Source organism: Streptomyces sp. NBC_01433 (assembly GCF_026340105.1).
Lineage (GTDB): Bacteria > Actinomycetota > Actinomycetes > Streptomycetales > Streptomycetaceae > Streptomyces.
This window is the reverse complement of the sequence record NZ_JAPEPM010000001.1, coordinates 1,856,228-1,882,564: the sequence shown is the minus strand read 5'-3', so window position 1 is coordinate 1,882,564 and position 26,337 is coordinate 1,856,228. Positions and strand designations below refer to the sequence as shown.

Sequence of the window (26,337 nt, the reverse complement as noted above, 5' to 3'; positions counted from 1 at the left end):
GGGGCGACAGGAGGCGTGACTGCCGCCACGCTTCGTAGCACCGGTCCGCCCCACCCGGAGCCATGGCGGTTACGCGACGTGGCGGCGCCCGTCCGTGCGGTCCGCTCCACAGCCACGGGGCGTGCCTGTTCCGTACGGACCGCCAGCAGCACGCTTGGGGCATGCCGAACACTCCGCTCGGCGGCCTCGGACATGTACCGGTAGCCGTCTACTCCTGCGCCAGCTCCGCTTCTGCCGTACGCGAGGCCGAACGCCGTGCCCGCCACTACGCCGATGCCTGCCATTGGCTCGTGGCCGGCGTGTGGACCGACCGCGACCCGAGTGTGCCCTTGGGTTCTCGCCTGGGCTGGCAGGCTATGACGGGCGCTCTGTCGTCCGGCCTCGTACGCGGCGTGGTCGTGGCGGCCATCTCCCACGTGGCGCTCGACGCTGCGCAGTTCGCCGCCCTCGGCGTTCTCGTCAGGGACCGGGGTGGCTTTCTCGTGGAAGCGACGACCGGGCCGCCGCAACGTACCCCGGGCCAGCCCGGGTACCGCCCCACTCTCTTTGAGGGAGCCGCCCGACGGTTCTCGTACGGACACCTCGCGCCAGAGGCGTCGTAGTGAGCGCGAGGCGGGCCGAGGTCGGCGACATCGTCGAGGACGCCGAAGGCCGGCAGGCGATCGTGACCGGCATTAGGCAGAACGCGACCTGGGTCCTGCGCCCGAGGCAGGGACCGGCGACGGCCCAGTGGGACACAGCCGAACCTGACTCCCTCCGCGTCGTGAAGAGCCGTGCCTCCCGCCTCGGCGAAGAACACGGCCTCTGGTGACCGAGCGGGTGAACCGTGCCACGATCAGCGGTGCCGCGGTGGGTGAGGAGGTCGGGTAGGGGCCATGCCATCCCGCGCTGGTCTCGCTCTGCGGGCAGGTGACCTGCCGGCGGTCGAAGTCGATGCCCCTTGAAGGAGATCCACGCGAACCTGCTCGACCGGCTCCAGGAGGCCAAGGAACAGGGATGGCCCGGCGAGGTCGCCGCGATCGAGGCCAGCCTCGCCGCCGCCGAGCAGAAGCTCGCCGCCACGCGCCACATCGCGGCGCGGCACACCACCGTCCACCTGGGCATGCCCGTTCTCCGTGGCGTCGTTGCGCGCATCGACTCCGAGCAGCGAAACGAGGATGCGAAGGGGCAGCCCTGAGTACTGCAACAAGGGAATGACCGTCTTCCTCTGTTACAAGTGCGGCACCGCGATCTGGCCGGAACTCGCCGAGCTTGCCGCCGTCCCTGACGTCTCAGACGACGAGCGCGGCCGGGACAAGGGGACACGGCGGGCACCTGCCATTGTTCCGCGGGGCCACTACGCGATCGACCCCGAGCCCTGGGGACCTCCCTACGTCCTGCAGGACGATCAGGAGGACCCGAAGCCGGCTCAGTCGCGCGGACCTGTGGTCTGCCGTGAAGAAGGCTTCGTCATCTCGGCCGGCAGCCGGCACACAGGGCTGGTGCACCCTGATGACGCTGCTGGCCTTCACCCACTGCCCAACTGGGAGAACAGCAACGGGTGCTGCGGACCGACAGGCGACGAGGGACTCAACTGGGCCTGCCCCTGCGGCGCTCCGGTCGCGACCCTCGCGGCCGACTGTTTCGGGCCCTTCGAACTGCACCTCGACCCCGTCCGGACCTACGCGTTCTCCCAGTGAGACCGCGAAGCGCGCGAACGAGATGCCCGACACGCCCGACGGCACCCGTCCACCCACTTCTTCACGACTGCTTTCCGTAGTGAACGACGGCTCGCAGGCGGACCTGCCGCCCAGCTATCTCTGCCACTGGGATGCCAGGGGCGTGGTGTCAGAGGGTGGCCTGCGGGTGTGCGGGGCTGACGTAGTGGACGGTGCTCTGGGCGGAGTGTTCGGTGAGCAGGTCCTGCAATTCGTCGGCGGCAGTGGTCAGGAGGTGGCCGTTGCCGGTGGCGTGGAGGGTTTCCAGGACGAAGGCGACGTGGGTGGAGTCCTCGGTGACGCGGGTGCGGTGGGCGTCGCGGTGGTTCCAGTGACGGGTGAGGACGTCGGTGGTGTCGGTGTAGACGATCTCGCCGAGCTTGGGGTTTTCGACGGTGTCGGGTTCGCCGAGCGGGGTGAAGGTCTCGGTGCCGTCGGCGTAGCGGATTTCGACGTCGCCGGTGACGTGGTCGAGGTCGAAGGCTCCGGCGGGCAGGCCGTGGCGGACGGAGACGGCGTTGTAGGAGTCGACGGCCGGGTTGATCCGGGGCAGGGTGCCCTTCTTCGCCAGGCGGCGGCCGAGGGCATCGACGCTGGGGCGGATGCGGCGGGGGTTGGTGCCGAAGGAGCGGTAGGCGGTGTGCCACGCCTCGATGCGCGGGTCGCTCTCGTCGGCGGGGGACCAGGTGCCGGCGGCGAGGTCCTGCTCCAGGCCCTCCACGGCGGCAGCGGTGTGGGGCCAGGGCTCGCGGCCGTTCAGGCCGGTGGCGGTGACGACGGCGATGAGGGTGTCGGGGAAGGCGGCTGCGACGTCGGGGCTGATGCGGAAGGCGGTCATCGTGGGAGCAATTCCGTTCTGTGAGCGGGCCGAGGATGGTCAGGACTTCCAGGTACCGACGCGGTCCAGGCGGCGGAGCTGCTGTGCCGCGGTGGGTGCGTTCAGGGCGGTGCCCCGTTCGGTGAGCCGGCGGGCGGTGTCCGTGCGTCCCCGCCGTCTGCCAGTGGTACCGGTTCCGCTTCCGGATGAATCTCTGTTGAAGTGGATGGACAACTTGTCTGTGGTGTACGGCGTAGGGCGGCCCGCGGCAGCCCAAGCCTGCCGCGGCCGGCTTCGGCTTGCTGGCACAGTACGGAACCCTTCGCACATCGGGAGGGTGATGATCTGGGCGCTCTGGGTCGGGATCCACGCGGGAATCTCAGTCGGCGGGCTGTGCTTGAGCGTCTGGGCGCTGATGTCCGGTCGTTGAATGCCGGAGCTCGAAGAGCCCCCGGATGAGCAGGACGATGGGCAAGCGGCACGACAGAGGCTCCATCCGGGAACGGATGGTGCCTCTGACCCTGAGCATCCGGATCAGCCTAGGAGGCGTCCTGCGGCGGACTCCCGCGCGGAACGCGACTTACGGAGATCACGTGCGACAACTGCCTTCTGCAGCCAGCGGTCGGCTCCGTCGTAGCGTGCCGTAAACGCGCGACGACCGTGCACGGCGAGGTAGTTGTCGACGACCAGCAGGGTGCCCGCTTCCACCACCACGTCCTGCTGCACGCGCTCCAGCTCTGTCACCAGTTCCTTGAGCGCCACTTCCGCTTCGGCGTCGCCGTCGACGCAGCGCATGAAGAACGGGTCGATGCGCAGGTACGGAGCGTCCCCGGCACCGAAGAGCACGGCGACGGGCTCGGGGTTATCCCGCATCTCGCGCATCCGCAGCAGTCCGGGGTCATTGGGCCGCTGAACAGCGAGCTGACGCAGGTGCTCGTCGTCGGGCAGGATGTAGAACCGCGGTTCGGACAGCGCCTGCCGCGTGCCCGCCGACAGTTCCACGTCCTGGACCGAAGCCAGCGTCGTCGGAACCCGGTCGTGGTTGCGAATGCCGAAGAGGGCCAGGTAGTCGCAGCGGTAGGGATGAAAAGCGTCCTCGGTGTGCCATTCGAGGAGCACGTCACTGCCGTGTCCGTTCTGCTCGCCCTCTTCGCCGGCGATGGGCAGCACGTTCTGGATCATTCGTCCGGACTGCAGTGTGGGCCAGCTGAACACTTCGCCGAGGCACTGGCCCATCAACGCGAGAAAGAGCTCTTCCCGGCGGGTACGTCCGGCGGTCGCGGCCTCGGCCCAGTCACCGGGCGTCGGGCCGACAGCGTCGTCGTCGACGCCGAAGCCGCGCAGCAGGAAGCCGGCAGCCGCGTCGTTGCGTCGAAATTCCTCCACGAACCGACGAAGTCCGATCGGCGCCTTCAGTACCAGCTCCCAGGCGTTGTCATAGAACGTTTGCTCGCCGGGATCGCTCTGTGTCACCTTCGGGTCGGCGAGCAACTGTTCGAGGGATGATATTTCGTCGGCGGAGAGGTCGTAGCTCAGAATGCCGCGGTACTCACTCATGGATGCCTCACTTCTGGTGTCGAATGTTTCCTGTCAGCCTTCAAAGACCGGTGTGCAGGTGACGATCCTGCTGTTCTTGCGCTGTGCTGCCCTCAGGTTCCCACCATGGAATGTGATGACCGGGAGAGTCGATCGGCATGACGGCCTTGAACATGTCGTTTTCCAGATTGGCCAGTCGCGCATCGTACGGTTTGCCGACCGCGGCGAAAGCGCGATGGATTCCCGCACGTTGCCGATCGATGAATTTGACATTCCGCTCGAAAGTGCTGGCGGGTTGCAGCAGAAAGTAGGTCCGTTGATCGCCGTGGGTGTACCGCGGTGATGTCTCCGGGTAGCAGGGGGCGAAGGAGACCAGGAAGAAAAGTTCACCTTCGATCATCGCGTACCAGCGTTCATCAGGCTGCGGATCATCGGGAATGTATACGCTTGAGAACATATGAGCGAGCGTGGTGTAGAAGCGTCGAGTGAGATCCACCAGCGCGTCCAGCGTGATACCAAGCGTCGACTCCTCGAAGGTGATGACCATGCCGTCGCGCGAACGCTCGGCGGCCGTGCGGAAGAAGTCCGAGATGATGTCACGGTGCCGCACCAGCTCGTTCTCGACGTCGTCGGTCCGGATGGTGATCCCGCGCCCCATCTTCGACGGCTTGGCGAAGGGGCAGTACGTCTTCTGCGTGATCTCCTCGAAGCTCATTTCTCATTCCCCGCCTTCACTGATTCCGCACCCGCCTGCACTTGGCCGCGATGGGCTGCCGTGACCCGGCAGCCGATGACGTAGAACCACCAGCTGGCCACCACGACGCCGATCAGGACGTAGAACATTGCGGCTGGCACGAAATGCTGGAGAAGAAAACCGCAGAGTATCGGCCCCAGAGCTATGCCGATATGGATGAGATTCTGTGCGCCGAAATAGCTGCCGCGCAGGTTGTCGGGAGCGATGGAGTCGATGAATGTGAACTCCGCGGGCACCAGAACGACCTCGCCAAGGCTGAAGATCACCACAGCGATGACGATGATGGCCGCATTCGTGGACAGCGACATCGCGACCAACCCGACAACGAAGGCGCCGATCCCGACGGTCAACCACTTCAGGAGATTGTCCTGCTTCAGGCGGCTGCCGAGGGCGTACTGGGCGCCGATGACCGTAATGGCGTTGGCGGCGGAAATGTAGGCGACCAGCTTGTAGGCGGTGTCGCGGTCCTCCACCAGAATGAGGTACTGCGACATGAAGGTCAGGAGCGGCCCGTACACCACGATGCTGAGAATTCCACCGATGGTGAAGTAAGTCAGCCGCCTGTCCGCCCCCATCACCTTCAGCACTTGACGGAACGTGGGAGTCTCTTCCTCGTCCTGCTTCTCTGCGCTTTGCTCTTCTGTACTCTGCTCTGCTGCCCCAGTCGGCGCCGTCGTACCACTGCCGGCGGGCAGGAACCGGTGGCGGAAAATTATCAGAGGCAGCAAGGAGGCGCCAATGACGGTGACGCTGAGAATAAACGGACCACTGGGTCCCGCCGCGAGCGCGGCAATGCCCAGGAAGGGGCCTACTGCTGCACCTATGTTCTGCAACGAATAGCGCAGAGAAAACACCTTGACGCGGTTCTCGGATGGCACCAGTTCGGAGAGCAGGGCACTGCCGGCGACGCCCATCGACCAGGAGGCGACGTTGGCCATCAACAGGATGGCCGTAACGGTGACCGGATCGTGGAACACCGTCAGGCTGAGATAGAGAAGTATGAGCGCGAGGTCCAGCACGATAACCAGATCGACTTTCCTGAACCGGTCCGCGAGATAGCCACCGTAAACGGCTGTCAGCGTGCCAACCAGTACGCTGCCGCCGATCACATAGCCGATGGTGGCACCGTCCATGCCTACCGTGTCGTACAGGTAGATGGGCATGTAAGCAAGGATCGCGAAGGAGCTCAGGCTTCGCGCGGCAGCGGAGGCCAGCAGGACCTTCATTGCGAACGGAAGTCCACGAACCATCGTCAGGAAATTCTTCATCCGTGTTCCCCTGCCGCGATCGTTTCGAGCGTATCGATGATGGACTCCTTGATATCGTTCATCTGGTCGTCGTCGAACAAATGAGGGTGGTATCCGACGGTGAATTTGATTTGTCGGCCCGGAGTTACCGTGATGCCGAGCGGGTAATGCGGAAGCCCCTCCGCACCGTCTACCAGTTCACGCACCTGCAGTCCGTCGGTCTCGCTTCCCTTGAGGGAATCTGCGGGGTAGCTCTGGAACACGTAGCAGGCGTCGAACAGTTCGTCTGCCCCGAACAGTCGCTGAATTTCGGTGAGTTCGAGGGATCGGTGCGGGAGTATGTCCAGCTGCGATTCCTGCACCCGAGCCATGGTTGTGCCGATGGGTTCGCCCGACTGGATACGCACGCGCAGCGGCACGGTGTTGAGTAGCAGCCCGACCATGGACTCGACGCCGTCGAGTTCAGCCGGCCGTTCCGAGACGGTGTTGCCGAACAGCACGTCGTCGCGCCCAGTGAGACGGCCGAGCGCGATGCCCCACGCTGTTTGGAGGGCCGTGTTGAGAGTGATCCCGGCCTGTGCGCACCGGTGCTGCAGTGAACCGGTCAGCTCCGGTGTCAGCGTGACACCCATGGTGTGCAGCGAGACGTCCGGCGCCGGCTTGGCGGGATGGACCCTGGTCGGGCCATCGACGTCCGTCAGATAGCTTCGCCATGCCGACGCCGCGGCATCACGGTCGCACGACGCGAGCCACGCCAGGTAGTCACGGAAGGGCGGCACCGCCGGCAGCCGCTCGCCGCAGTACAGGGCGAACAGCTCCTGCCACACCAGCGAGTTCGACCAGCCGTCGAGCAAGATGTGGTGGTCTCCGACGAGCAGCCGATGCCGCTCCGTTCCAAGGCGCAGCAGGGTGAAGCGCATCAGCACGGGCGTCGACAGGTCGAACTGTCGGCCCCGGTCCGCAGCGAGGATCTCCGCCTCCCGGCGCTCCTGCTCCGCTGGTGCGAGCGGGGACAGATCGTGCACGATCCACGGCACCTCCACCTGTTCCTGCACCACCTGCACCGGGGCTTGAACTCCTCTGTGGGTGAAGCCGGCGCGCAGGTTGGGGTGTCTCATCAGGAGTGCGTGCGCCGCCTGTCGCAGCCGCTCGGTGTCCAGCGGCCCGTCCAGGTCGAACAGGCTCTGTCTCTGATAGGGATCAGGGCCGTGGTGGTCGGCGGCGGCGTACAGCAGGAAGCCCTGCTGGAGTGGGGTGAGCGGCAGGATGTCGCAGAGGCCGGGGTAGTCGGTCTCCAACTGGCTGATGGTCGACTGCTTGACATTGACCAAAGCGACGTCCGAAGGAGTCAGCCCACCGAGCTCCGGATGCTTCGCGAGGTCTGCCAGCGCGACCAGGAAGGTCACCCACCGGTCAGCGAGCGCCCCCACGGCGGCTTCGGTGAACCGCGTGGCGTCCCAGGACCAGATGGTCTCCAGAGCCATGCCGTCATCGGCCGGCCGTACATCGATGCTGAGAGCGGGTTCCGTACCGTCGTCCCCGAAGCGCACGTTGCCGTTGGCACGGGCCGCACCGGCGGGCATCACCCGGAAGCGCACGTGTGAAGCCCCGTACGAGGACAGTCGCTGCGCGGCCGCGGGGTCGGCGAGCAGCGTGGAGTAATTTCGGCCGGCTTCCGGTACGGCGCGTACCTGCTCCTTGACCCGCTTCAGCACACGGGCCAGCTCCTGCGGTTCAGCCAGAGCCTTGTCCAGGTCCGGGGCGCCCGGATTGAGACGCACCGGGTGCCCGGTCGGCGAGCCCGCCGTGGCCAGGTCGAGTCGCAGCCAGGCTCCGGCCCCTGGCAGCTGCGTACGGCGCCACTCGATGAGCACCGGAGCCAGCGCGGCCACCGCGATGTGTTCGGGGCCGCAGCGGTACAGGCGCGGCAGGGCGGTCAGCAGCCGCTCGGCGTCCTTGCCGACGACGCGCCGGGTGATGTGCCCCCGATCTGCGGCGGGTGAGGCGTCGGACACCGGGTAGGCCGGATCGGGAGTCCGCAGGATCTTCTCCCAGGCATCGACGTCCACGACCGCGCCGTCGTCCGTCGGGTGCGCCTCGGCGTGCTGAGCGGCCCGGGCCACCAGAGCCTCGACCGTCTGTTCGTGGAACACATCGCGCGGGGTGATCCGGAAGCCCGCTGCGCGTGCCCTGCTGACGAGTTGGATGGACCGGATGCTGTCGCCGCCGAGGTCGAAGAAGCGGTCATCGGCGCCGACCGTCGGCAGGCCGAGCACGTCGGCGAAGAGTGCCGCCATCGTTGCTTCCTGCGGCGTGGCCGGCGGCCGTCCCGCCCGGGAGCCGAACTCGGGTTCGGGCAACTGCCGGGTGTCCAGCTTGCCGTTGGGCGTCAACGGCAACGCGTCCAGTACGACGACGGCGGCGGGCACCATGTGGTCCGGCAGCCGTCGTGCCGCGTGGCGGCGCAGCTCGGTGGCGAGGTTGCGGCCGCGATCGGAGGCCTGGGGGTCGTTGGCAAGCTGCCACAGCGGACGCTCGTCCTCGTCCGAGGCCAGGAACACATCGGTCAGCCCTTGCCCCGCGGCCCGCCCGGCAGCGAGGAACACCACGTCGAACCGGTCGCCTTCCTCGGTGTCGGTCCACGTCGGGTGCACGGTGTAGCCGAGCCTCGCGCCGATCTCGCACAAGGTCTCGGGGTCGACCCCGGACCGTACGTCGGTGGCCTCGGACAGGCTGCGTACGAGAGCGCCGGTCCCGGAAGCTACCCGCTGCGCGCTCGCCACCTGTGCCGTCACCCGGCCGTTGGGAACCCCGGTGACACGCAGCGCCTGTGGCCGGGCCGTACCCAGGTGGGTGTCGACGTCCTCGGCGCTGCTCCACTCGCGCGCGGGCACGTCGGCGAGGGACACCAGGTCCGCTCCCCGCTTGTGCAGGACCACGTCGTAGCGGAAGTCCGTCAACTCGTTATGGAAGGAACCTCGCTTGAGCTGTACGTCCACACCGGCGACGTCCGGAACCAGATCGCCGATCCGGGCGAAGAAGGCCGGATCGAGTAGCAACTCGCTCTCCAGATCCCGCTGGTGGGCGACGATGTCCCGCACCGTGGCCAGAGACTCGTCGGCGTGCGCGCCGTCGTGCAGGACGATGGCGGTGACGAAGGCCCGCAGCAGCCGCAGATTGCGGATGTCACCCAGCACGATCCGCCCGCCGGGAGCGAGCATCTTCATGGTCTGGCGCACGACGTCGATCAAGTAGTCGACGCTGGGGAAGTACTGCGCCACCGAGTTGATCACCACGGTGTCGAAGCAGGCGGGCGCCAGCGCACCGACCTCGTGGGCGGCCATGGTGTGCAGTTTGACCCGGTCGTGCAGGTCGCTGCCCTCGATCGCCCTGTCGAGGGTCTGGATCAGAGCGTCGGAGAAGTCCACGCCGGTGTACGCGGTGCAGTGCGGTGCGACCGGCCGCAGAATCAGACCGGAACCGACCCCGACCTCCAGCACTCTGGCCGGTCGCAGGTCGAGAATGCGCCGGACCGTGGCCGCCTGCCACTCGGTCATGTGCTCCAGCGGCAGCGGCTCGTTGTCATAGCTGGAGTTCCAACCGGTGAAATCCTGCTCGGTGCCGAGGTCACGCTGCTCGCTGTATCCCTGCTCGTGGATCTGGTGCCACTTGTCGACGTGCTCGATGTCGTGGGCCCCGCCGTGCGTCCGGGGGACCACATAACCGACGAGCTGCTGATGGCCGGGGGTGTCCTCGCGGACGACGACGGCGGACTGCGCCACCTCCTGGTGGTCCTTCAGCACCGCGTCGATCTCGCCGAGTTCGATGCGCATCCCGCGGATTTTGACCTGGTCGTCGGCGCGGCCGACGAAGTCCACCACACCTGCCGCACCGTTCGCGCGCCAGCGCGCCAGGTCTCCGGTGCGGTACATACGGCTGCCGGGTGCACCGAACGGGCAGGCCACGAACCGCTCGGCGGTCAGGGCCGGCCTGCCGAGATAGCCGCGAGCCAGACCGTCACCGCTGATGTACAGCTCGCCGGTGACACCGGGCGGCACCGGGTGCAGCGCGGCGTCGAGGATGTACACCTGGGTGTTGCTCAGCGGACGGCCCACCGGCACCGACGCGTCCTCGAAGCCGTCCGGGCCGCTGCCGCACTCCCAGTACAGGGTGTCGACGGTGGCTTCGGTCGGCCCGTACGCGTTGATCATCCGGCGGCCCGGCGCCCAGGCGGCGGCCAGTGCGGGCGGGCAGGCCTCACCGGCGACCATCACATTGCCGCAGTCCGCGAGCGCGTCCTGGGTCATCCCGCTGAGAATGGTGGGCGAGAAGGTGATGTGCGTCGGCCGGTACCGGGCCGTCACTTCACGCTGCCGGTCGGCGGAGAGCAGCTCGTCGGGTGAGGTGAGCACGACGGTCGCGCCGGCGAGCAGGGTGCAGCACAGCTCGCAGAACGTCGGGTCGAAGTTGATCGAGGAGAACTGCAGGAACCGCGAGCCCTGCTCGAGCCGGAACCGCTCGAGGTAGCTGTGGGCGAGGTTGGGGATGCTCCGGTACGTGACGGCGACGCCCTTGGGGTGCCCAGTGGAGCCGGAGGTATAGATGACGTACGCCAGGTCGTCCGGGCGCAGCGGGGCGCGGCGGTCCGCATCTGTCGGCGCGTCAGGGCGGTACCGCGCCAACTCGCCTGCCGTGTTCGGGTCGTCGAACTCCAGGCGTGGCAGCTGCCGCGCCTCGTCGGTCAGCTTCGCGACGACGTCGCTCGTCGTCAGGAGCATGATGGGAGCACTGTCCGAGATCATGAAAGCAAGGCGGTCCGGCGGATAGTCCGGATCGAGCGGCAGATACACGCCGCCGGCCTTGAGGATTCCGAGCAGCGCGCACAGCAGCTCGGGACTGCGCCGCATCGCGAGTCCGACCACGTGGTCACGGCCGACGCCGCGGGAGATCAGCCAGTGAGCGATCCGGTTCGACCGACGGTCCAGTTCGGCGAAGGTCAGCTCCGTGTCCTCGTGGATGAGCGCGACGGCGTCAGGGGTACGGGCCACCTGATCGGCCAGCAGCTGCGGGTAGGTCGCACCGGACAGTTCCAGGCCGGTGTCGTTCCACTCCTGCAGAATCGTCCGCCGCTCGGCCGCGCCGAGGACGTCGATGGACGCCAGCGGACGCGCCGGGTCGTCGGCCACCGACCGCAGCACCCGCAGCAGCCGTTCGATCAGGGTCTCGGCCGTGGACCGGTCGAACAGATCGGTCGCGTACTCGATCTCACCGCTGAGCCCGTCCGGCTGACCGCCTGCGGTGAACCGCTCGGTCAGCTCAAAGGTCAGGTCGAACTTCGAGGTCCGGGTCGGCACCACCTCGAGCGCTGCCGCCAGCTCGCCAAGGCGCCACTGCGGGGCCGCATTGTTCTGCAGCACCAGCATGACCTGGAACAGCGGGTGGTGGCTGGTGCCGCGGGCCGGGTTCAGCACCTCGACGAGGTACTCGAACGGCAGGTCCTGATTCTCGTACGCGGCCAGGTTGGCGCTCCTGACCCGGGCCAGCAGGTCGGTGAAGGCCGGATCGCCCGAAGTATCGGTGCGCAACACCAAGGTGTTGACGAAGAAACCGATGTTGTCATCGACGGCACGGTCGGCGCGCCCGGCAAGGACGCTGCCCAGGGGTATGTCGGTGCCGGCGCCCAGCTTGGTCAGCAACGTCGCCGTGGCCGCCTGGAGCACCATGAACAGGCTGACGCCCTCTTGCTTGGCCAGCTTCGTCAGGCGGTCCGCGAGCGAGGCCGGCACCTCGAAGGGCACCACATCGCCCTGGTAGGTCGCCGTGACGGGGCGCGGACGGTCGACGGGCAGCTCCAGCAGCTCGGGCGCACCGTCGAGGTGCTCGCGCCAGTAGGCGAGCTGCCGCGCCATGAGGCTGTCCGCGTCGTCGGTCGAACCGAGCAGTTCGCGCTGCCACAGCGTGTAGTCGGCGTACTGGACCTCCAGCGACGGCGTCGTGGGAACCGTGGCCGCACGGTGGGCGGTGTACGCGTCGCACAGGTCGCGCACCAGCGGGACGAGCGACCAGCCGTCGCTGGCGATGTGGTGGATGCACAGCAGCAGCACGTGCTCGTGTTCGCCGGTGCGGAACAGGTCGACTCGTACCGGAATGTCGGTGGTGAGGTCGAAGAGGTGTCCCACCGCGATATCGACGGCGGCGGGCAGTTCCTGGTCCGTGACCTCGTGCACGGAGATGTTGGCAGCGGCGGCCACGGCGGCGTCGGAGCCGGCCACCACCACCTGCTCGGCTCCGAAGGGCCCGTCCATGAATCGGGTGCGCAGGCTTTCGTGCCGCTGCAGGAGGTGGACGACGGCCGCGCGCAGCGCCGCCATGTCGAGCTCCCCGGTCAGCCGTACCGCGACGGGCATGTTGTAGGTGGAGCTGGGACCTTCCATCCGGTGAAGGAAGTACAGACGTTGCTGGGCGTACGACAGCGGTAGCGAGGCGCCGCGGTCCATCGGGCGCAGGGCGGGGCGGGCCTGATCGGCCTCGGTGAGCCGCAGTGCGAGGGCGGCCGGGGTGGGCTCGTCGAAGACGGCCCGGATGGGTATCTCGACGCCGAGTTCGCTGCGGATGCGGGCGACGAGGCGGTTGGCGGCGAGCGAGTTGCCGCCGCGGTCGAAGAAGCTGTCGTCGGCACCGACGTCGCTGAGCCCCAGCACCTCACCGAACAGCTCGGCCAGCACCCGCTCCTGCGGGGTATCCGGAGACCGGACCGCTCCGGAACCGGAGCGGTCCGCCGACGGCAGCGCCTTGCGGTCGATCTTGCCCGCCGGAGTCAGGGGGAAGCGGTCGAGAACCCCGATGCCGGACGGCACCATGTGCGCCGGGAGCCAGGCGCCGAGGGCATGGCGCAGCTCGTCGGCCGTGGGGCTGTGGCCGCCTGTGGGTACGACGTACCCGGTCAGCTGGGCCACGCCCGAGACGTCCTCGCGCATGATGACACGGGCCTGGGCCACCTGGGGAAGCCGACCCAGTGCTGCTTCGATCTCGCCGAGTTCGACGCGGTAGCCGCGGATCTTCACCTGCTCGTCGACCCGGCCGACGAAGTCCAGCGCGCCGTCGGCACGTTGCCGCACCAGGTCTCCGGTGCGGTACATACGGCTTCCGGGGGCGCCGAACCGGCAGGCCACGAACCGTTCGGCGGTGAGCGCGCCGCGCCCGCGGTAACCGCGGGCCAGGCCGTCCCCGGAGAGGTAGAGCTCGCCCGTCCCGCCCCGCGCTACCGGTGCCAGGCAATCGTCCAGGACGTGGATTCCGGTGTTCCACATCGGGTGTCCGATGGTGACGGGCTCCCCGGCGACCACTGGTGCCAGGAGCGACCAGATGGTGGTCTCGGTCGGGCCGTAGAGGTTCCACACCGAGGCCGTGCCCGCGGCGAGGAAGTCGGCGAGATCCTGCGGCAGTGCCTCGCCGCCGCACAACAGGCGTGCTGTACCGGAAAGTTCGTGCGGGCTCCAGTCGGCCTCCCGCAGCAGCTGCCACAGCGCCGGAGTTCCCTGCACCAGCGTGGGCCCGGCCGTGGCCAGGTACCGGCGCAGCGCCACGCCGTCCACGGTGGTCTCCCGCGGCACCAGATGCACCACGGCACCGTTCACCAGCGGCAGGTACAGCTCGAGCCCGGCGATGTCGAAGGAGATCGATGTGGTGGAGAGGACGACGTCACCTGAGTGCACCTGGAAGCGGTCGGTCAGGCAGTCCAGGAAGTTCGCAAGCGAACGGTGCGTGACAACAACCCCTTTGGGGCGCCCCGTCGAGCCCGAGGTGTAAATGGTGTAGGCCCCGCGGTCCGGATCGAAGTCCGGACCGACCGTGCCGGCCGGAGCCGAGTCCCGCTGGTCCTCGTGCTGGTCCTCCTGCTGGTCCAGGTACAACACCGCGCCCGTGTCGACCCCGGTCAGGTCGTCGAATCCGGCCTCTGCCTCCCGGGTGGTGATCAGCGCCCGGGGTGCGGCGTCGGCCACCATGTAGGCGAGCCGGTCCGGCGGGTAGTTGGGATCCAGCGGCAGGTACATCGCACCGGCCTTGAGGGTGCCGAGGAGCGCGGCGACCAGATCGGGAGAGATGGGCAGGAGGATCCCGACGGTGTCCTCCGCCTTGATGCCCTGGTCGGTCAGCCGACGCGCCACCCTGTCGGCCCGGTCGTCGAGTTCGCCGTACGTCACGACGGTGTCCCCAGCGATCAGTGCCGGTGCCTGGGGGGCACGGGCGACCTGTTCCGCGAACCGGCCGATGAGACCGGTTGCCGGTCCTGCTCCCTGGACGAGGGTGGCGAAGCGTTCGAGTTGTTCGGTCATGAAGCCAGTTCTCCCGCCGCGGCACCCGCGCGCACGGGACCCAGGTCTGTCCAGTTCTTCTCGATGTGCTCGGCGCAGGCCGTCCGCGGTCCGGGGCCGAAGTCGGTGTGCCATCCAGCGGGCACATCGGCGAACCCCGGCCACAGGGAGTACTGACCGGCGGTGTTGCGCAGCACGAGGTACACGCCGGTGGTGTCCTCGAACGGGTTGGTGGCTGTGCTGTCCATGCTGATCAGTCCTCGCCCAGGTAGTTGATGGTGCGGGCCACGAGATACGAGGCCTCTTCGATGCAGAGCCGCTGGCCGTAGAACTCGGAATCCAGTACTTCCGCGGTCAGCTCGCCCTTGATGACCGAACGCCAGTCTTCGAGCGTGTAGTTGTCCTGCGCGAGGAACAGGAGCAGATCGACGTCGGCGGGCTCGGGGCGGTAGGACTCCCATGCCCGTGCGGTGCTGACGAAGGAGGTGTAGAGGCGGCGGCAGAATGCCTCGGCCCGCTCGTCGAAGCCCAGACCGGCGCCGAACATGGCGGCGGCCGAGTTGCGCAGTGCCAGCTCGAGGTCGGCGTCCCGCGGGCTCATCGCCGGAAACTGTTCCGTAGTGCCCGACATGCGCAGGAGGCCCTCGTAGAAGTCCACGATCAGCTCGTCCTCGGACGTCACACTGGAGGGGTTCCGTTCGATGTAGCCGTCGACCACGATCGTCCGGCCGATGGCAAGCCCGCGATCGGCGGCGATGCGGTTGAGTTCCAGGCTGAGCGCGCCGCCTGCGCAGGAGCCGAAGAGATGGAACTCGTCCTCACCGAATTCGTCCTGCAGCGCGTCCGCGTAGAGCCCGGCAAGCCCCTGGATGTCGTCCGGCACGCTTCCGGCGCCCTCGACCAGCAAGGGGGACTGCAGCCCGTAGCAGGCCCGGTCCGTGCCCAGCTCCCGGATGAGCCGACCGTAGCCGTCGACCATGCCGTGCCCGGCGTGGACGAAGACGATCGGAGTGCGCGAACCCTGGTTGCTCATCCGGATCAGCGCGATCTCGCTGTTCGCGGCCTGCGGCTGCGCCTTTTCCGCGCTCAGTTCGGCGATGGTCTGGAACCGCATTAGGTCGCCCAGGTTGAGCCGCCAGCCGAGGCGCTGGTTGATCTGCTCGATGGTGACAAGGGCCGTCAGCGAATCGCCACCGGATTGGAAGAAGTTGTCGTGCACGGTCACGTCGTGCTTGAGCGTGGTGCTCCAGATGTCCAGGAGGATCTGTCGCACCAAGCTGGGCGCCGCCGGTTCGGCCGACGGGATGACAGCCGTCTGGGCTGCATTCATGCGCTGTGTCCTTTTCGGGAATCTCACGGGCGATCGACTGGGAGCTGTCCGCCGGATCAGGCCGTGGGCCTGATCCGGCCTGGGCTCGGTACAGCCCCTAGGCCAGAACAGGCCCTGGGCCGACCCGGTGCGACAGACTGGGCCGCCCGTCCAGATGGGCGTAGACCCGGTGCAGCCAGCGGTCGTTGCCGTCGTAGCGGGGTGTGAACTCGGTACGGCCGTGCACCACGAGGCGGTTGTCCAGGAACGCCATGTCGCCCGGCCGCAGCACCAGTTCCGACGCCACCTCGGTCAGGGCGGCGCCGAGCCGGCGCAGCGCTCCGCCGGCCTCGTCGTCAAGTGCCCTGGTCGCGTTGAAGTCGACCTGGATGTCCGGGTCGTCGAACGAGCCGTTCAGGACGCCGTGCGCGGTGGCCGAGTCGCCCGCATGGAACGACGGCGGCGCCTCGGTGACGAACCGGGGCTGACGCAGGATCGCCACGTCGCTGTCGTCGAGCAGCACTCGTGCCCGCCTTATGGAGGAGAACAGGGTGCCCGCCGTGCCCTCCTGATCGCTGCGCAGGCAGAGCAGCCCGATGAGGTCCGGCCGGTGCGGGTGGAAGGCGTTCTCGTTGTGCAGTTCGAGCTCGACGGAACCGCCGTTGCTCTGCGAGGCTGCCAGTGCCGGGACCGGCACGACGTTGTGCACCAGTGCGCCGTGCTTCTCGTTGCGGAAGGCGAACACATCGCCGAGCTGCTGGCCGAGAAGCATCGCCGTCGAAGCGGGCACCGTGGCTCTGCGCTCCACCGAGTCCGGCACCGACGGAGTGTCGGGCAACGTCTCCGCGTCGACGGGGAGGTTTCCGACCAGCAGGGTTCCGCCGAGGCCGGGCGCGGAGCGGAAGTCGCGCAGGGCTTCGAGCAGCCGGACCGGCAGCCGGCAGCTGTGCCGCCGCGCTTGCGCCAGCCAGCGGGGATCGTCGACCTGCCCGGCGGCCGGAGACCGGTGCAGTTCCTCCGCCAGGGCGCGCACCTCGGTGCGCTCCCGGTCGGTCAGCGTCACGCTCGGTCGGTCAATGTCCTGGGGGGCTCGATGGCTCAACGCGTGAATGGGCATGTCTGGTCCTTTGAGCGTCTACGCGGCCTTGATGCTGGATGTCACGCCGTGTTCGTTTGCGTGGTGTCTGGCAGTCACGAGCCGCATCGGCCGTCTACTTGCTGATCGCTGCGGTCATTTCGCGCTCGACGAGGTCGCGCAGCTCTTGGGGGAAGCGAAGGAATTCCCAGTGATCGCCCTCAAGAACGTGGTACGTGGTCGAGGCGCACTCGTCCCATCCGGGCCATACCTCGGCCTGGGGGACGACAGCGTCCTCGGTCCAGCCGATCACCGAGACGGGGATGTTCCGGCTGGGCAGTGCCTCGGCCCGGTAGCCGCGCTGCAGCCGCACATCGGCAAGGAGGGTCTCTGCGGCCATCTCAAGGTATTCGGAGGGCAGTTGGTAGCCCAGGGCCGTGCACCGCTCCTCGATCTCGGCGACCATGTCGACCTCGTCGAGGTCGACGAAGTTCAGCTTGCCGTAGAGCCCCTTGTGCGGAGCGCCCCACCCGGAGGCGAACAGCCGCTGGGGAGTCGGCAGGCCCTGCTTCTCCAGATGTGCCGCGATCTGCAGCAGGAATGGCACCGCCCCGCAGTGCCCGATCAGCGCGTACGGCCGGTCCAGCTGGTCGGCGATCTCCGCCACCAGGCCCTCCGCGAACTCCTGGTGGCTGCTGACGTGGGCTTCGCCGAACCGGTTCTCGCGGCCCGGCGGCTGCACGGCGCAGAACCGGCCCGCGCCGAGCTCTCGCGGCCACGCCTTGAACGAGGCGGCTCCGGTGCCCGCGTATGGCACGCCGAAGACCAGGTAATCGCCGTCGGCCGGAATGGGCTGCAGGGTCCAGACAGTCATACCGCGGTCACCTCGGCGGGAACGCTCTTGTACTCGAGCATGAAGTTCGACCGGAGCCGGACTGTCGGGCCGGCCGGGACCAGCCGGCCGGGCCGCTCGCGCAGTCCCTGGAGCAGGGCGGCGAGCGCGGTGCGGCCCATCGCGGCACCGATGCAGTGATGCGGTCCGCTGGCGAAGCCGACATGGCGGTTGGGGGTGCGGCCGAGGTCGAACCGGTTCGGGTCGGGGAACTGGTCCTCGTCGCGGTTGGCGGACGCCGTCCACAGCGTGACCGAGTCGCCCTCGGCCAGCTGCACGCCGCGCACCACGACAGGCTTGGTGACCTGCCGCTGCACGTACGAGGCGGTGGACGTCCAGCGGACGAACTCCTCGAGACCGGTGCCGACCAGCTTCCGGTCCGCCCGCAGCATTTCCCACTGCGCCGGGTCGTCCATCAGCGCGAGCAGACCACCACTGGCGCTGTGCTGGGTCGTCTCGTTGCCGCCGATGGCCAGGTTCATGAGGTTGAACAGAAGCGTGTCCTCGTCGAGTTCACGCTCACCCGGCTCGGGCCGGAGCAGGATGCTCACCGCGTCGTCGCCTGGCTTGGCCCGGCGCTCGGCGATCAGGTCCAGGAAGAAGTCGAAGACGTCCGCCTGGGCGGTCGCGAGCCGCAGCCCTTCGTGCGCGATGCCGAGGGTGTGGTCCTCGTCCCGGTACCCGATCATGGCCTGGGTGAGGCGCAGCAGGTGCAGCGCGTCGGCGTGTCCGATGTTCAGCTGGGCCATCAGACCACCGGCCGGCAGCTCGCGGGCCACGTCGATGGCGAAGTCGCCGCCGCCGTCGACCCACATCTTGTCCAGCACGACGGCGACCCGCTCGCGGACCGTCTCCGTCACCCGCTCGATCATCCTCGCGGAGAACACACGGTGCATCCGGCGGCGCAGCTGCCGGTGGCGCTGTGCGTCGGAGGTGACGAGCATGCGCCCGGAGGCGGTGTCGACCTCGTTGCGGAACGAGCCGCCGATGACGGTTCCGTGCTCAGAGCTGAACGTCTCGGTGTCCCGGAAGCCCATCAGCACGTCGTCGAACTTGGTCAGGGCCCAGAACCCGCCCTCGGGCGTGGGGTTCCAGTGGACCGGGTCCTCCGCGCGCAGCCGCGCCCACAACTCGTGGGGGTCGCCGGTGACGAAGGCCTCGGTGTCATTGAGGTCGATGTCGGCGGCCGACATCAGAAGCTGCGTCATTCGTCCTCTCCCTTGCTCCGCGACGCGTCGAGGGCGAGCGCCATGTCGGACAGCACCGTGTTGCCGAGCACGTCTTCCAGCCCGATACCCGCCCCCTGGTCCCGGCTGATCCGGCGGCTCATGCGGAAGGCCAGCATCGAGTTGCCGCCGAGCTCGAAGAAGTCGTCGTTGACGCTGATCCGCTCGGTGCCGAGCAGCTCCTCCCAGACCTTGGTGAGGTAGCGCTCGCTGTCCGTGCGCGGTGCCACGTAGTCGCTGCGGCACCGGTCCCGGTCGCCCAGGAGCTCCAGCAGCGCCGCCGTGTCGCGCTTGCCGTGCGGGGTGGACTGGATCTCCGGCACCTGAAGGAACTCGGAGGGCACCTGATAGTCCGGGATGGTCGCCTCGGCGTACGCACGCACCTCGGGCATGGTGGTCCGGCCCTGGGGCACGACGAACGCGACGAGCCGCTTGTCCTGGCCCTCGCCCTGCGGCAGCACGGCGACGTCGAGAACGCCGGAGCAGGCCAGCAGCGAACGCTCCACCTCGCGCGGCTCGACCCGGTAGCCGCGGATCTTCACCTGGTCGTCGTTCCGGCCGAGGTAATCCAGTACGCCATCGGGGCGCACGCTGACGAGGTCGCCGGTCGCGTACATCACGGATCCGGGGGTGCCGAACGGGTCGGGCAGGAACCGCTCCGCCGTTCGCGCGGGATCACGCAGATAGCCGCGAGTCACGCCGGCTCCGCCGATGTGGAGCTCGCCCGGTGTGCCCTTCGGCACCTGGCGCAACTGCGTGTCCAGGACGTGCAGTTGCACGCCCGCGAGACCGGCGCCGATGGGCACGCTCGTCGCTTCCTGCGCGACGTCGGTGATGGTGAACGCGGTGGCCGCGGTGGTTCCCTCGGTGGGCCCGTACAGATTGACCAGTTGACCCGAGAACTTGCTCGCGAGCACGTCGCGGCAGGCGGCGGGACGGACCACGTCGCCACCGGTCTGCAGCACGCGGAGCGAGGAGAACACGTCGGCGTCCTCGGCCGCGATGTGGTTGAAGGCCATGGTCGGCGAGAGCAGCGCGGTGATCCGGCGGCGGCGCAGCTCGCGGCCGGGGTCGCCCTTCACCAGGTCGGGCACCGAGGGCATCATGACGATCTCGGCGCCGGCCCAGAACGCACTCCACAGCTCCCAGTGGAAGGTGTCGAAGGAGATGTTCGCGATCTGGGCCACGCGGTCGGCGGGGCTGAGTACCGGCAGCCGCGGATTCACCGCGAAGTGCACGAGGTTGTGGTGCTCGACCACGACGCCCTTGGGGGTACCGGTGGAGCCGGAGGTGAACAGCACGCACGCGGCGTCCTGCGGGGCGGGCTCGGGCAGGCCGGCCTTCGGCGCGTCGGCCTGGGCGCGTTCGGCGTCGTACTCCCAGACCATGGTGCGCACCTGGTCACCGAGCTGTTCCCGCTCGCCCGGGCCGACCAGGGTCAGACGGCCGTCGGCTGCGCGGAGCATGAGCTCGCGCCGGGCCTTCGGGTAACGCAGGTCCACGGCTACGTAGGCCGCGCCGGCTCGTAGTACGCCGAGAATGCTGATGACGAGGTCGACATCGCGCTCGCGGTGGATGCCCACCCGGTCCTCTCGGCGTACGCCCTTGTCGATGAGGCGCTGGGCCAGCTCCGCCGACGCGCGGTCGAGCTCGGCGTAGGTGAGCCGGCGGCCGGAGTCGTCCGACACCGCCGGAGAGTCGCCGTGCGCGGCGGCTGACCGGGCGAAGAGCTCGGTGAGGGTGAGGGGCACGCCCAGGGCAGTGCGGTCGTCCGTGTTCACGGTGCGAGCACTCCTATTCATTCGGGGAGACCGTCTGCGATGACCTGAAGCAGGTCCGCCGGTGCCGATCGGTGGGTGAAGTCGTCTCCGGTCAGCAGGATTTGGTGCACATTTCCGTAGGCCGACCACTCGTCCATCTCCTCGGGACGCATGTGCGTGTCCCCGGTCCAGGAGATGGTGGTTACGTTCAAGAGGGTGCTGCCCGCGCTGGAGGGCTGGTAGCCGCAGGTCAGTGCGATGTCGGCGCGCAGCACCTGGATGGACAGGGCGAGCAGCTCGTCCGGGGGTGTGGGCTCGCCGCGCTGCTCGCAGCCGTAGCGCAGCTCCTCCATGTACTCCTCGTCCGTGGTCTCCGGCGTGAAGGGGCCGGAGCGACCGCCGCCGAAGTAGCCGCCGCGGTGGGGAGCCAGGCACGAGGAGGCGAAGATCTGCTGGGGCATCGGACCGCCACGGGCGGCGAGCTCGACCGAGAGGCCGTAGCTCAGGCGCGCCCCGAAGCAGTGGCCGAAGAAGGCGAAGGGCTTGTCCAAGTAGGGCTGGAGTACGTCGGCCGCTTCCTTGGCGAACACCTCCATGGACGTATGGGCGGGGGACCTGAACCGGTTCTCACGGCCCGGGAGCTGGACGGGACAGATCTCGATGTCATCAATCCGCGTGGGCCAGCCGCGATAGGCGGAAGCACCTATTCCGGCCACCGGAAAGCAGAACACCCGGGCTCGCGCGTCGGGATCGGTATCGCGGACGAGCCATTGCCGACGGCCTTCTCGAATGCTCAAGTCCGCACCCGACCCACACCGGCCGGGCGCGCGTCCACCCAATTCTCCGAAATCCAATCCAGACAACTGGACTTATCGCCGCAGTGCCCGGCCTCGCTCCATCCGGGGGGTATGGAAAGGCCGACAGGCCAAATGCTGTGCCGCCCTTCCTCGTTGCGCACGGCCAGCCATGTGGCACTCTCCGCTGCTTCCAGTGAGGTGTTGCTCATCATTGCTCCGGTCGGGATGTGGGTGGGTGAGCTCAAAAATGGTGGCCCTGCCAGATGAAGCTCAGAAAACCAGGCTAGAACCCGGAAGCGACCGTCACCGGCACCTGCTGAGGCAAAACAGCGGCAACTGCCGGGCACTCGAATTCCGGTGTTTCGGCAGACCGTGCGGCGGTGTCGGCGCCGGCTGTTGCCGAATCGGCGCCCCACTGCCCCTCGCGGTGGCGACCGTCGTGTCGCCTCTTCTGGACGGTGATGGGCAATTGGGTCATCCCCGCAATGAAGATCGACCGCAGATGCTGCGGTTCTCCATCGAGTTCAATCGACCCGCACCGCTGAAGAAGTTCCTCGAGGAAGATGCGCAGGGTCATCCGGGCCAGCGGCGCCCCGATGCAGAAGTGCGGTCCGAAGCCAAAGGCGACTTGCCGCTTCGCGTTGCTGCGCGTGATGTCGAATCTGTGCGGGTCGGGGAACTGGGACTCGTCCCGGTTGGCCGACCCGATCCATGCGACAACCGCTCCGCCGGCGGGGATCGTGCCCCCGCCGATCTCAACGTCGTGCACCGCGTACCGCATGAAGTTGCACGCGGACGATGTCCAGCGCAGCCCTTCCTCGACGAGGTTGGGCACCAGGGACAGGTCGGCGGCGGCCCGCGCGTACTGCTCGGGGTGTTCGATGAGCGCCTGCACCGTGCCCGAGATGGTGTACGGAGTCGTGATGTTGGCGCCCAGAAGGATGCTGTAGCCGTCGAGGGCGATCTCCGCGTCGGTCAGCGGCGCGTCCCCCGCGCGGACGCTCATCAGGTGGTCGAGTAGACTCCCGTCCTCCCCGCCGTCCGACCGCCGCCGTTTGACCCATTGGGTCACGTAGTCGACGAGCTCGTGGTGGGCGATGGCCAGTGTCGCCGCTTCGCTACCGAGTTTGAATTGCGGGTCCGAAGGGGCCATCACCATCGAAGTCAGCTGTACGAGTTCGTCCCAGTCCTTCTCCGGGATTCCCAGGAGTGGACCCGTGACGATCGCAGGCAGGCGTTGCACCTGCTCGCCCAGGTCGAAGGTGGAGCCGTCGAGGGCCGGTTCGAGGAACCGTACGATCGCCCGCCGGATGCCGTCCTCCCAGGACTTCACCGCCCGTGCGGTGAGCTTGGGAGCGATCGGCCTGCGGACCGCGGTGTGCCGGGGCGGGTCGGTGGACGTCAGCAGCACGCCGGCCGCTACGTCGTCCTCCCCGAGATGAGTGATCACCGTGCCGCGTTCCGAGGTGAATTCCCGGTGGTCGCCGAGCACGCGGCAGACGTCGTCGTAGCGGGTCACCGACCAGAATTCCCGGCCGTCCGCCAGCTTTTGGTGATGCAAGGGCGCCTTCGCCCGCATCACGTCCCAGATACTGTGCGGATCGCCCGATGTGTAGAGGTCCAAGTCGAGCAGATCGACATCATCGAGGTTGATGTCGCGGCCGACGCCCGGTGTCAACCTCACGTCCGGGCCCTGCTCAGTTCGATCAGCTCGGCAACCCGAGCCGGGGTCTGCGCCAGGTAGAAGTCACGTACGGACAGCTGGACTCCGTACGTCTGCGACAGCCGTTCAAGGATCCGGATGCCGATCAGCGAATTTCCGCCGATCTCGAAGAAGTTGTCGTCTGCCCCGACCTCGCGGTCGTCGAGAAATGATGCCCACAGCTCCGCGATTACCTGCTCAAGCGGAGTGGATGGGTCAGGGCATGTGTTCGGAAGTTCCGATATCTCGCCCTGTTCGCCTTGCTGACGGACGGCCTTCGGTGACGATTCCATTGCCTGTCTTTCCTTCTCAGTCGGGGTCGATCTCGTACTTCGGGTGGACTGTGATCACAGCGGTGCCGTCTCCCCGACCTTCGCTATGTCCTCGGCCATGTACCGAGCGAGGCTTTCTGCCTGCTCGAACAGGTAGAAGTGGCCCCCGGACAGGTAGTGGAACCGCACGGGCCGGGTGCAGTACGACTGCCAGTCGTCGATCAGCTCGGGCGTGGAAAGCTCGTCCTCGACGCCCATGAAGACCGACATCGGCACCGTGACGGGCGGTCCCTCCGCGTACTCGTAGGTGTCCACCAGGTGCAGGTCACCCCGCAGGATGCCGACCATCCAGGCCGCTATGTCGGGGTCGGTCAGCATCTCCTCCGGAGTGCCGTCCAGCCTCCGCATGAAGCTGATCAACTGCTCCGGCGACCACAGGTCGCGGCGCTCCGAGAAGCGGGCGCACGCCAGCTTGGGCGCGGGCATCGCGGACACCCCGAGCCAGACCGGCGGGAGACCGGCCCGCTCCAGCTCCCGGACGAGCTCGTATCCGATCAGGGCGCCCATGCTGTGCCCGAACACGGCGTACGGGCCGCTCGCTTCGGCCAGGAAGGCGGGCTTGAGCAGCTCCACGGCCTCCGCCGCGTCACGGCAGTGCGGCTGATGGTAGTCCGTGCCGCGGCCCGGGAGATCGATGGCGCGCAGTCGCCAGTCAGGCGGGAAAGCCTGGGCCAGCGGCATGTAGCCAGCGGCGGAACCGCCCGCATGGTGAAGGAAATAGCAGGTCAGCTCCTCGGTCGGCCCGTTGGAGGACATCCCGGGACGCTTCCGGAGATCTCTGAACATCGTTGTTTTGCCTATCTCATGGGCCCGGCCACCGAGCTGACGGCGCCGTGGCGGGGCGCCCCGGTCCGAAGCGGCGTGCTGCGGTGTTACCGGGCGGCCCGGTTGACCGCGGAGGCTATGGCGCGCACGGCTGCGCCGGCCTCGTCGGAGTGGAGGCCGACACCCCAGACGCTCTCCCCGCCGACCGTGCACTCGGCGTAGACGACCACCGAGGAGTTCTCGGCGCCAGGCGGCTGGATGGTGAGGGACTGCGCGACCACGTCCGTCCCGGCGCCCCGCAGCGCCTCGGCGAATGCCTCACCGCCGTCGGCTCGGAAGTAGCGGGTGGATCCGTCGAGTTCCGCCTCGACCACGCCGTCCGCCGTGCCGGTCACCCGCAGCCGCAGGCCCTCGGCCAGGAACTCCCGGGTGAAGAGCTCCCACACCTGCGCGGACCCGACCTCGGTGGCGCATTCCTCGCTGTGCCGCTGGACCAGGCGGGAGAACTCCACCTGGAGGCGGCGCGGAAGGTCGATGCCGCGCCCTGTCTTGAGCAGGTAGGCGACCCCGCCCTTGCCCGACTGGCTGTTGACGCGAATGATCGCCTCGTACGAACGGCCGACGTCCTTCGGGTCGATCGGCAGGTAGGGAACGCCCCAGGGGGTCTCACCGATGAAAGTCCCGGCGCTCTGCGCCGCTCGCTCCATCGAGTCGAACCCCTTCTTGATCGCATCCTGATGGGAACCGGAGAACGCCGTGTACACCAGGTCGCCCGCGTACGGGTGACGCGGATGGGTCGGCAACTGCGTGCACTCCTCGGCGACCTGCCGGATCGTGGCGATGTCCGAGAAGTCGATCATTGGGTCGACACCCTGGGAAAAGAGGTTCATGCCGAGCGTCAGCAGGTCCACGTTGCCGGTGCGCTCGCCGTTGCCGAACAGGCAGCCCTCCACCCGGTCGGCCCCGGCCAGGACCGCGAGTTCGGCCGCGGCCACTCCCGTGCCCCGGTCGTTGTGCGGGTGCACGGACAGGCTGATGTGCTCGCGACGGCTCAGGTTGCGGTCCATCCACTCGACCTGATCGGCGAACTCGTTGGGCAGGGTGCACTCGACGGTCGCGGGCAGGTTGATGATGATCGGACGCCCCGGAGCCGGCTGCCAGACGTCCATGACGGCCTCGCAGATTTCCAGCGCGTAGTCGGGCTCGGTCGCGGTGAACGACTCCGGCGAGTACTCGAACAGGATCTCTCCGCCGACATGTTGCGCCGCGAGCTTGGTGATCAGCCGGACCGCTTGCACCGTCATGTGGAGGATGTCCTCACGGTCCGCGCCGAACACCACCCGGCGCTGGAGCGGTGAGACGGAGTTGTACAGGTGGACCACAGCGCGCGGGGCGCCTCGCAGCGCCTCGAAGGTGCGCTCGATCAGTTCGGTACGTGCCTGCATGATGACTTGGATCGTCACGTCGTGCGGGATCAGGTCCTGCTCGATCAGCTCGCGCACGAAGTCGAAGTCGACCTGGCTCGCCGACGGGAAACCGACCTCGATCTCCTTGAAGCCCATGGCGACGAGTTGCCGGAACAGCCGATGCTTGCGCGCCAGATCCATGGGCTCGGGCAGCGCCTGGTTGCCGTCGCGGAGGTCCACCGAGCACCACAGAGGCGCCTTGCGGAGCTTGCGCGCCGGCCACCGGCGGTCCGGCAGATCCGGGCCGTCGAAGGGCTTGTAGCGGTGCACCGGCATACCGCTCGGCTGCTGAACGCTACCGGTCAGGGAGATACCGGTCAGGGAGGTGGCGGCCACGAAGGCGGGCCGTTCCACGAGTGTGCTTGACATCATTGGTCCTCTGCCCAAATCGGAAAGGTATGTCCGTGTACTGAGGGGCGCGCTCACCCCAGGAGTCGGCCTGTACTGGTGCCTGCCGCGCCGAAGACTCGCGCGATGTTGTGCGCATGGTTGAAAGCAGCAGTCACAGGTCTGGTGCGCCTTCGGAAAAGAACGCTCGCTGATCCGCCAACTTGCTTGTACGGCGATCTGATTGCCATGCGCGATGAATCAAGACCTTAGGAGTGCCAACGCCCCAGGATCGGCAGCAACAGAGGCGACCAGGCGGC

At 67.9% G+C, this 26,337-nt stretch carries 21 protein-coding genes; 4 read left to right on the top strand and 17 right to left on the bottom strand.

Annotated features, from left to right (window positions below; translation table 11 throughout):
• The first annotated feature begins 161 nt into the window (after positions 1–161).
• The 4 genes from OG413_RS08425 (at position 162) to OG413_RS08410 (ending at position 1,679) form a co-directional block, all read left to right on the top strand.
• Positions 162–602 carry a hypothetical protein gene (locus tag OG413_RS08425; protein ID WP_266803952.1) on the top strand — a complete coding sequence of 147 codons (441 nt, stop codon included), beginning with the start codon at positions 162–164 and terminating at the stop codon, positions 600–602.
• A complete protein-coding gene (locus tag OG413_RS08420; RefSeq protein WP_266803950.1) occupies positions 602–811 on the top strand; it encodes a hypothetical protein in 210 nt (69 codons plus the stop codon). Before OG413_RS08425 ends, OG413_RS08420 begins: the two co-directional genes overlap by 1 nt.
• 129 nt (positions 812–940) lie before the next feature.
• The gene (locus tag OG413_RS08415; protein WP_266803949.1) at positions 941–1,177 is read left to right on the top strand and encodes a hypothetical protein; all 237 of its coding nucleotides are present in this window, start codon (positions 941–943) and stop codon (positions 1,175–1,177) included.
• 16 nt (positions 1,178–1,193) lie between these two features.
• Complete coding sequence (locus tag OG413_RS08410; protein WP_266803947.1) at positions 1,194–1,679, top strand: hypothetical protein; 486 nt, start codon at positions 1,194–1,196, stop codon at positions 1,677–1,679.
• A gap of 148 nt (positions 1,680–1,827) precedes the next feature.
• On the opposite strand, the gene OG413_RS08405 is transcribed toward OG413_RS08410, so the two are convergent.
• The 17 genes from OG413_RS08405 to leuA form a co-directional block, all read right to left on the bottom strand.
• Positions 1,828–2,535 (bottom strand): B3/4 domain-containing protein, encoded by a 708-nt coding sequence (locus OG413_RS08405; protein ID WP_266803945.1) that lies wholly within the window; start codon positions 2,533–2,535, stop codon positions 1,828–1,830.
• A 513-nt stretch (positions 2,536–3,048) separates the two neighbouring features.
• Positions 3,049–4,071, bottom strand: coding sequence for a guanitoxin biosynthesis L-enduracididine beta-hydroxylase GntD (gene gntD, locus OG413_RS08400; RefSeq protein ID WP_266803943.1), 1,023 nt, complete (start codon positions 4,069–4,071; stop codon positions 3,049–3,051).
• 40 nt (positions 4,072–4,111) lie between these two features.
• Positions 4,112–4,765, bottom strand: coding sequence for a hypothetical protein (locus OG413_RS08395; protein WP_266803941.1), 654 nt, complete (start codon positions 4,763–4,765; stop codon positions 4,112–4,114).
• A complete protein-coding gene (locus OG413_RS08390) occupies positions 4,762–6,072 on the bottom strand; it encodes an MFS transporter (RefSeq protein ID WP_266803939.1) in 1,311 nt (436 codons plus the stop codon). Before OG413_RS08390 ends, OG413_RS08395 begins: the two co-directional genes overlap by 4 nt.
• Entirely contained in the window at positions 6,069–14,387 is an 8,319-nt protein-coding gene (locus tag OG413_RS08385; protein ID WP_266803937.1) for a non-ribosomal peptide synthetase, read from the bottom strand. The genes OG413_RS08390 and OG413_RS08385 overlap by 4 nt, the downstream gene beginning before the upstream one ends.
• Entirely contained in the window at positions 14,384–14,614 is a 231-nt protein-coding gene (locus OG413_RS08380) for an MbtH family protein (RefSeq protein ID WP_266803935.1), read from the bottom strand. Before OG413_RS08380 ends, OG413_RS08385 begins: the two co-directional genes overlap by 4 nt.
• Positions 14,615–14,619: 5 nt before the next feature.
• On the bottom strand, positions 14,620–15,696 hold the full coding sequence (locus tag OG413_RS08375) for an alpha/beta fold hydrolase (RefSeq protein ID WP_266803933.1): 1,077 nt from the start codon (positions 15,694–15,696) through the stop codon (positions 14,620–14,622).
• A 97-nt stretch (positions 15,697–15,793) separates the two neighbouring features.
• On the bottom strand, positions 15,794–16,738 hold the full coding sequence (locus OG413_RS08370) for a TauD/TfdA family dioxygenase (RefSeq protein WP_266803931.1): 945 nt from the start codon (positions 16,736–16,738) through the stop codon (positions 15,794–15,796).
• Positions 16,739–16,886: 148 nt separating this feature from the next.
• Complete coding sequence (locus OG413_RS08365; RefSeq protein ID WP_266803929.1) at positions 16,887–17,624, bottom strand: thioesterase II family protein; 738 nt, start codon at positions 17,622–17,624, stop codon at positions 16,887–16,889.
• The gene (locus OG413_RS08360; RefSeq protein ID WP_266803928.1) at positions 17,621–18,850 is read right to left on the bottom strand and encodes a cytochrome P450; all 1,230 of its coding nucleotides are present in this window, start codon (positions 18,848–18,850) and stop codon (positions 17,621–17,623) included. Before OG413_RS08360 ends, OG413_RS08365 begins: the two co-directional genes overlap by 4 nt.
• On the bottom strand, positions 18,847–20,649 hold the full coding sequence (locus OG413_RS08355; protein WP_266803927.1) for a non-ribosomal peptide synthetase: 1,803 nt from the start codon (positions 20,647–20,649) through the stop codon (positions 18,847–18,849). Before OG413_RS08355 ends, OG413_RS08360 begins: the two co-directional genes overlap by 4 nt.
• A 17-nt stretch (positions 20,650–20,666) precedes the next feature.
• Positions 20,667–21,359, bottom strand: coding sequence for a thioesterase II family protein (locus OG413_RS08350; RefSeq protein WP_266809994.1), 693 nt, complete (start codon positions 21,357–21,359; stop codon positions 20,667–20,669).
• Positions 21,360–21,421: 62 nt separating this feature from the next.
• On the bottom strand, positions 21,422–21,634 hold the full coding sequence (locus OG413_RS08345; protein ID WP_266809992.1) for an MbtH family NRPS accessory protein: 213 nt from the start codon (positions 21,632–21,634) through the stop codon (positions 21,422–21,424).
• Positions 21,635–21,708: 74 nt separating this feature from the next.
• Positions 21,709–23,109 (bottom strand): cytochrome P450, encoded by a 1,401-nt coding sequence (locus tag OG413_RS08340; protein ID WP_266803926.1) that lies wholly within the window; start codon positions 23,107–23,109, stop codon positions 21,709–21,711.
• The gene (locus tag OG413_RS08335) at positions 23,106–23,420 is read right to left on the bottom strand and encodes a phosphopantetheine-binding protein (RefSeq protein ID WP_266803925.1); all 315 of its coding nucleotides are present in this window, start codon (positions 23,418–23,420) and stop codon (positions 23,106–23,108) included. The genes OG413_RS08340 and OG413_RS08335 overlap by 4 nt, the downstream gene beginning before the upstream one ends.
• A gap of 54 nt (positions 23,421–23,474) precedes the next feature.
• Positions 23,475–24,215, bottom strand: coding sequence for a thioesterase II family protein (locus OG413_RS08330; RefSeq protein WP_266803924.1), 741 nt, complete (start codon positions 24,213–24,215; stop codon positions 23,475–23,477).
• A 116-nt stretch (positions 24,216–24,331) separates the two neighbouring features.
• A complete protein-coding gene (gene leuA, locus OG413_RS08325; RefSeq protein WP_266809991.1) occupies positions 24,332–25,966 on the bottom strand; it encodes a 2-isopropylmalate synthase in 1,635 nt (544 codons plus the stop codon).
• Positions 25,967–26,337: the final 371 nt, after the last annotated feature.

Bases quoted from the DNA above. Each gene is read 5' to 3' on its own strand.
- OG413_RS08425 (WP_266803952.1), top strand. From the start codon at position 162: ATGCCGAACACTCCGCTCGGCGGCCTCGGACATGTACCGGTAGCCGTC.
- OG413_RS08410 (WP_266803947.1), top strand. From the start codon at position 1,194: ATGACCGTCTTCCTCTGTTACAAGTGCGGCACCGCGATCTGGCCGGAA.
- OG413_RS08405 (WP_266803945.1), bottom strand. From the start codon at position 2,535: ATGACCGCCTTCCGCATCAGCCCCGACGTCGCAGCCGCCTTCCCCGAC.
- gntD (WP_266803943.1), bottom strand. From the start codon at position 4,071: ATGAGTGAGTACCGCGGCATTCTGAGCTACGACCTCTCCGCCGACGAA.
- OG413_RS08395 (WP_266803941.1), bottom strand. From the start codon at position 4,765: ATGAGCTTCGAGGAGATCACGCAGAAGACGTACTGCCCCTTCGCCAAG.
- OG413_RS08390 (WP_266803939.1), bottom strand. From the start codon at position 6,072: ATGAAGAATTTCCTGACGATGGTTCGTGGACTTCCGTTCGCAATGAAG.
- OG413_RS08385 (WP_266803937.1), bottom strand. From the start codon at position 14,387: ATGACCGAACAACTCGAACGCTTCGCCACCCTCGTCCAGGGAGCAGGA.
- OG413_RS08380 (WP_266803935.1), bottom strand. From the start codon at position 14,614: ATGGACAGCACAGCCACCAACCCGTTCGAGGACACCACCGGCGTGTAC.
- OG413_RS08375 (WP_266803933.1), bottom strand. From the start codon at position 15,696: ATGAATGCAGCCCAGACGGCTGTCATCCCGTCGGCCGAACCGGCGGCG.
- OG413_RS08365 (WP_266803929.1), bottom strand. From the start codon at position 17,624: ATGACTGTCTGGACCCTGCAGCCCATTCCGGCCGACGGCGATTACCTG.
- OG413_RS08360 (WP_266803928.1), bottom strand. From the start codon at position 18,850: ATGACGCAGCTTCTGATGTCGGCCGCCGACATCGACCTCAATGACACC.
- OG413_RS08345 (WP_266809992.1), bottom strand. From the start codon at position 21,634: ATGAGCAACACCTCACTGGAAGCAGCGGAGAGTGCCACATGGCTGGCC.
- OG413_RS08335 (WP_266803925.1), bottom strand. From the start codon at position 23,420: ATGGAATCGTCACCGAAGGCCGTCCGTCAGCAAGGCGAACAGGGCGAG.
- OG413_RS08330 (WP_266803924.1), bottom strand. From the start codon at position 24,215: ATGTCCTCCAACGGGCCGACCGAGGAGCTGACCTGCTATTTCCTTCAC.
- leuA (WP_266809991.1), bottom strand. From the start codon at position 25,966: ATGCCGGTGCACCGCTACAAGCCCTTCGACGGCCCGGATCTGCCGGAC.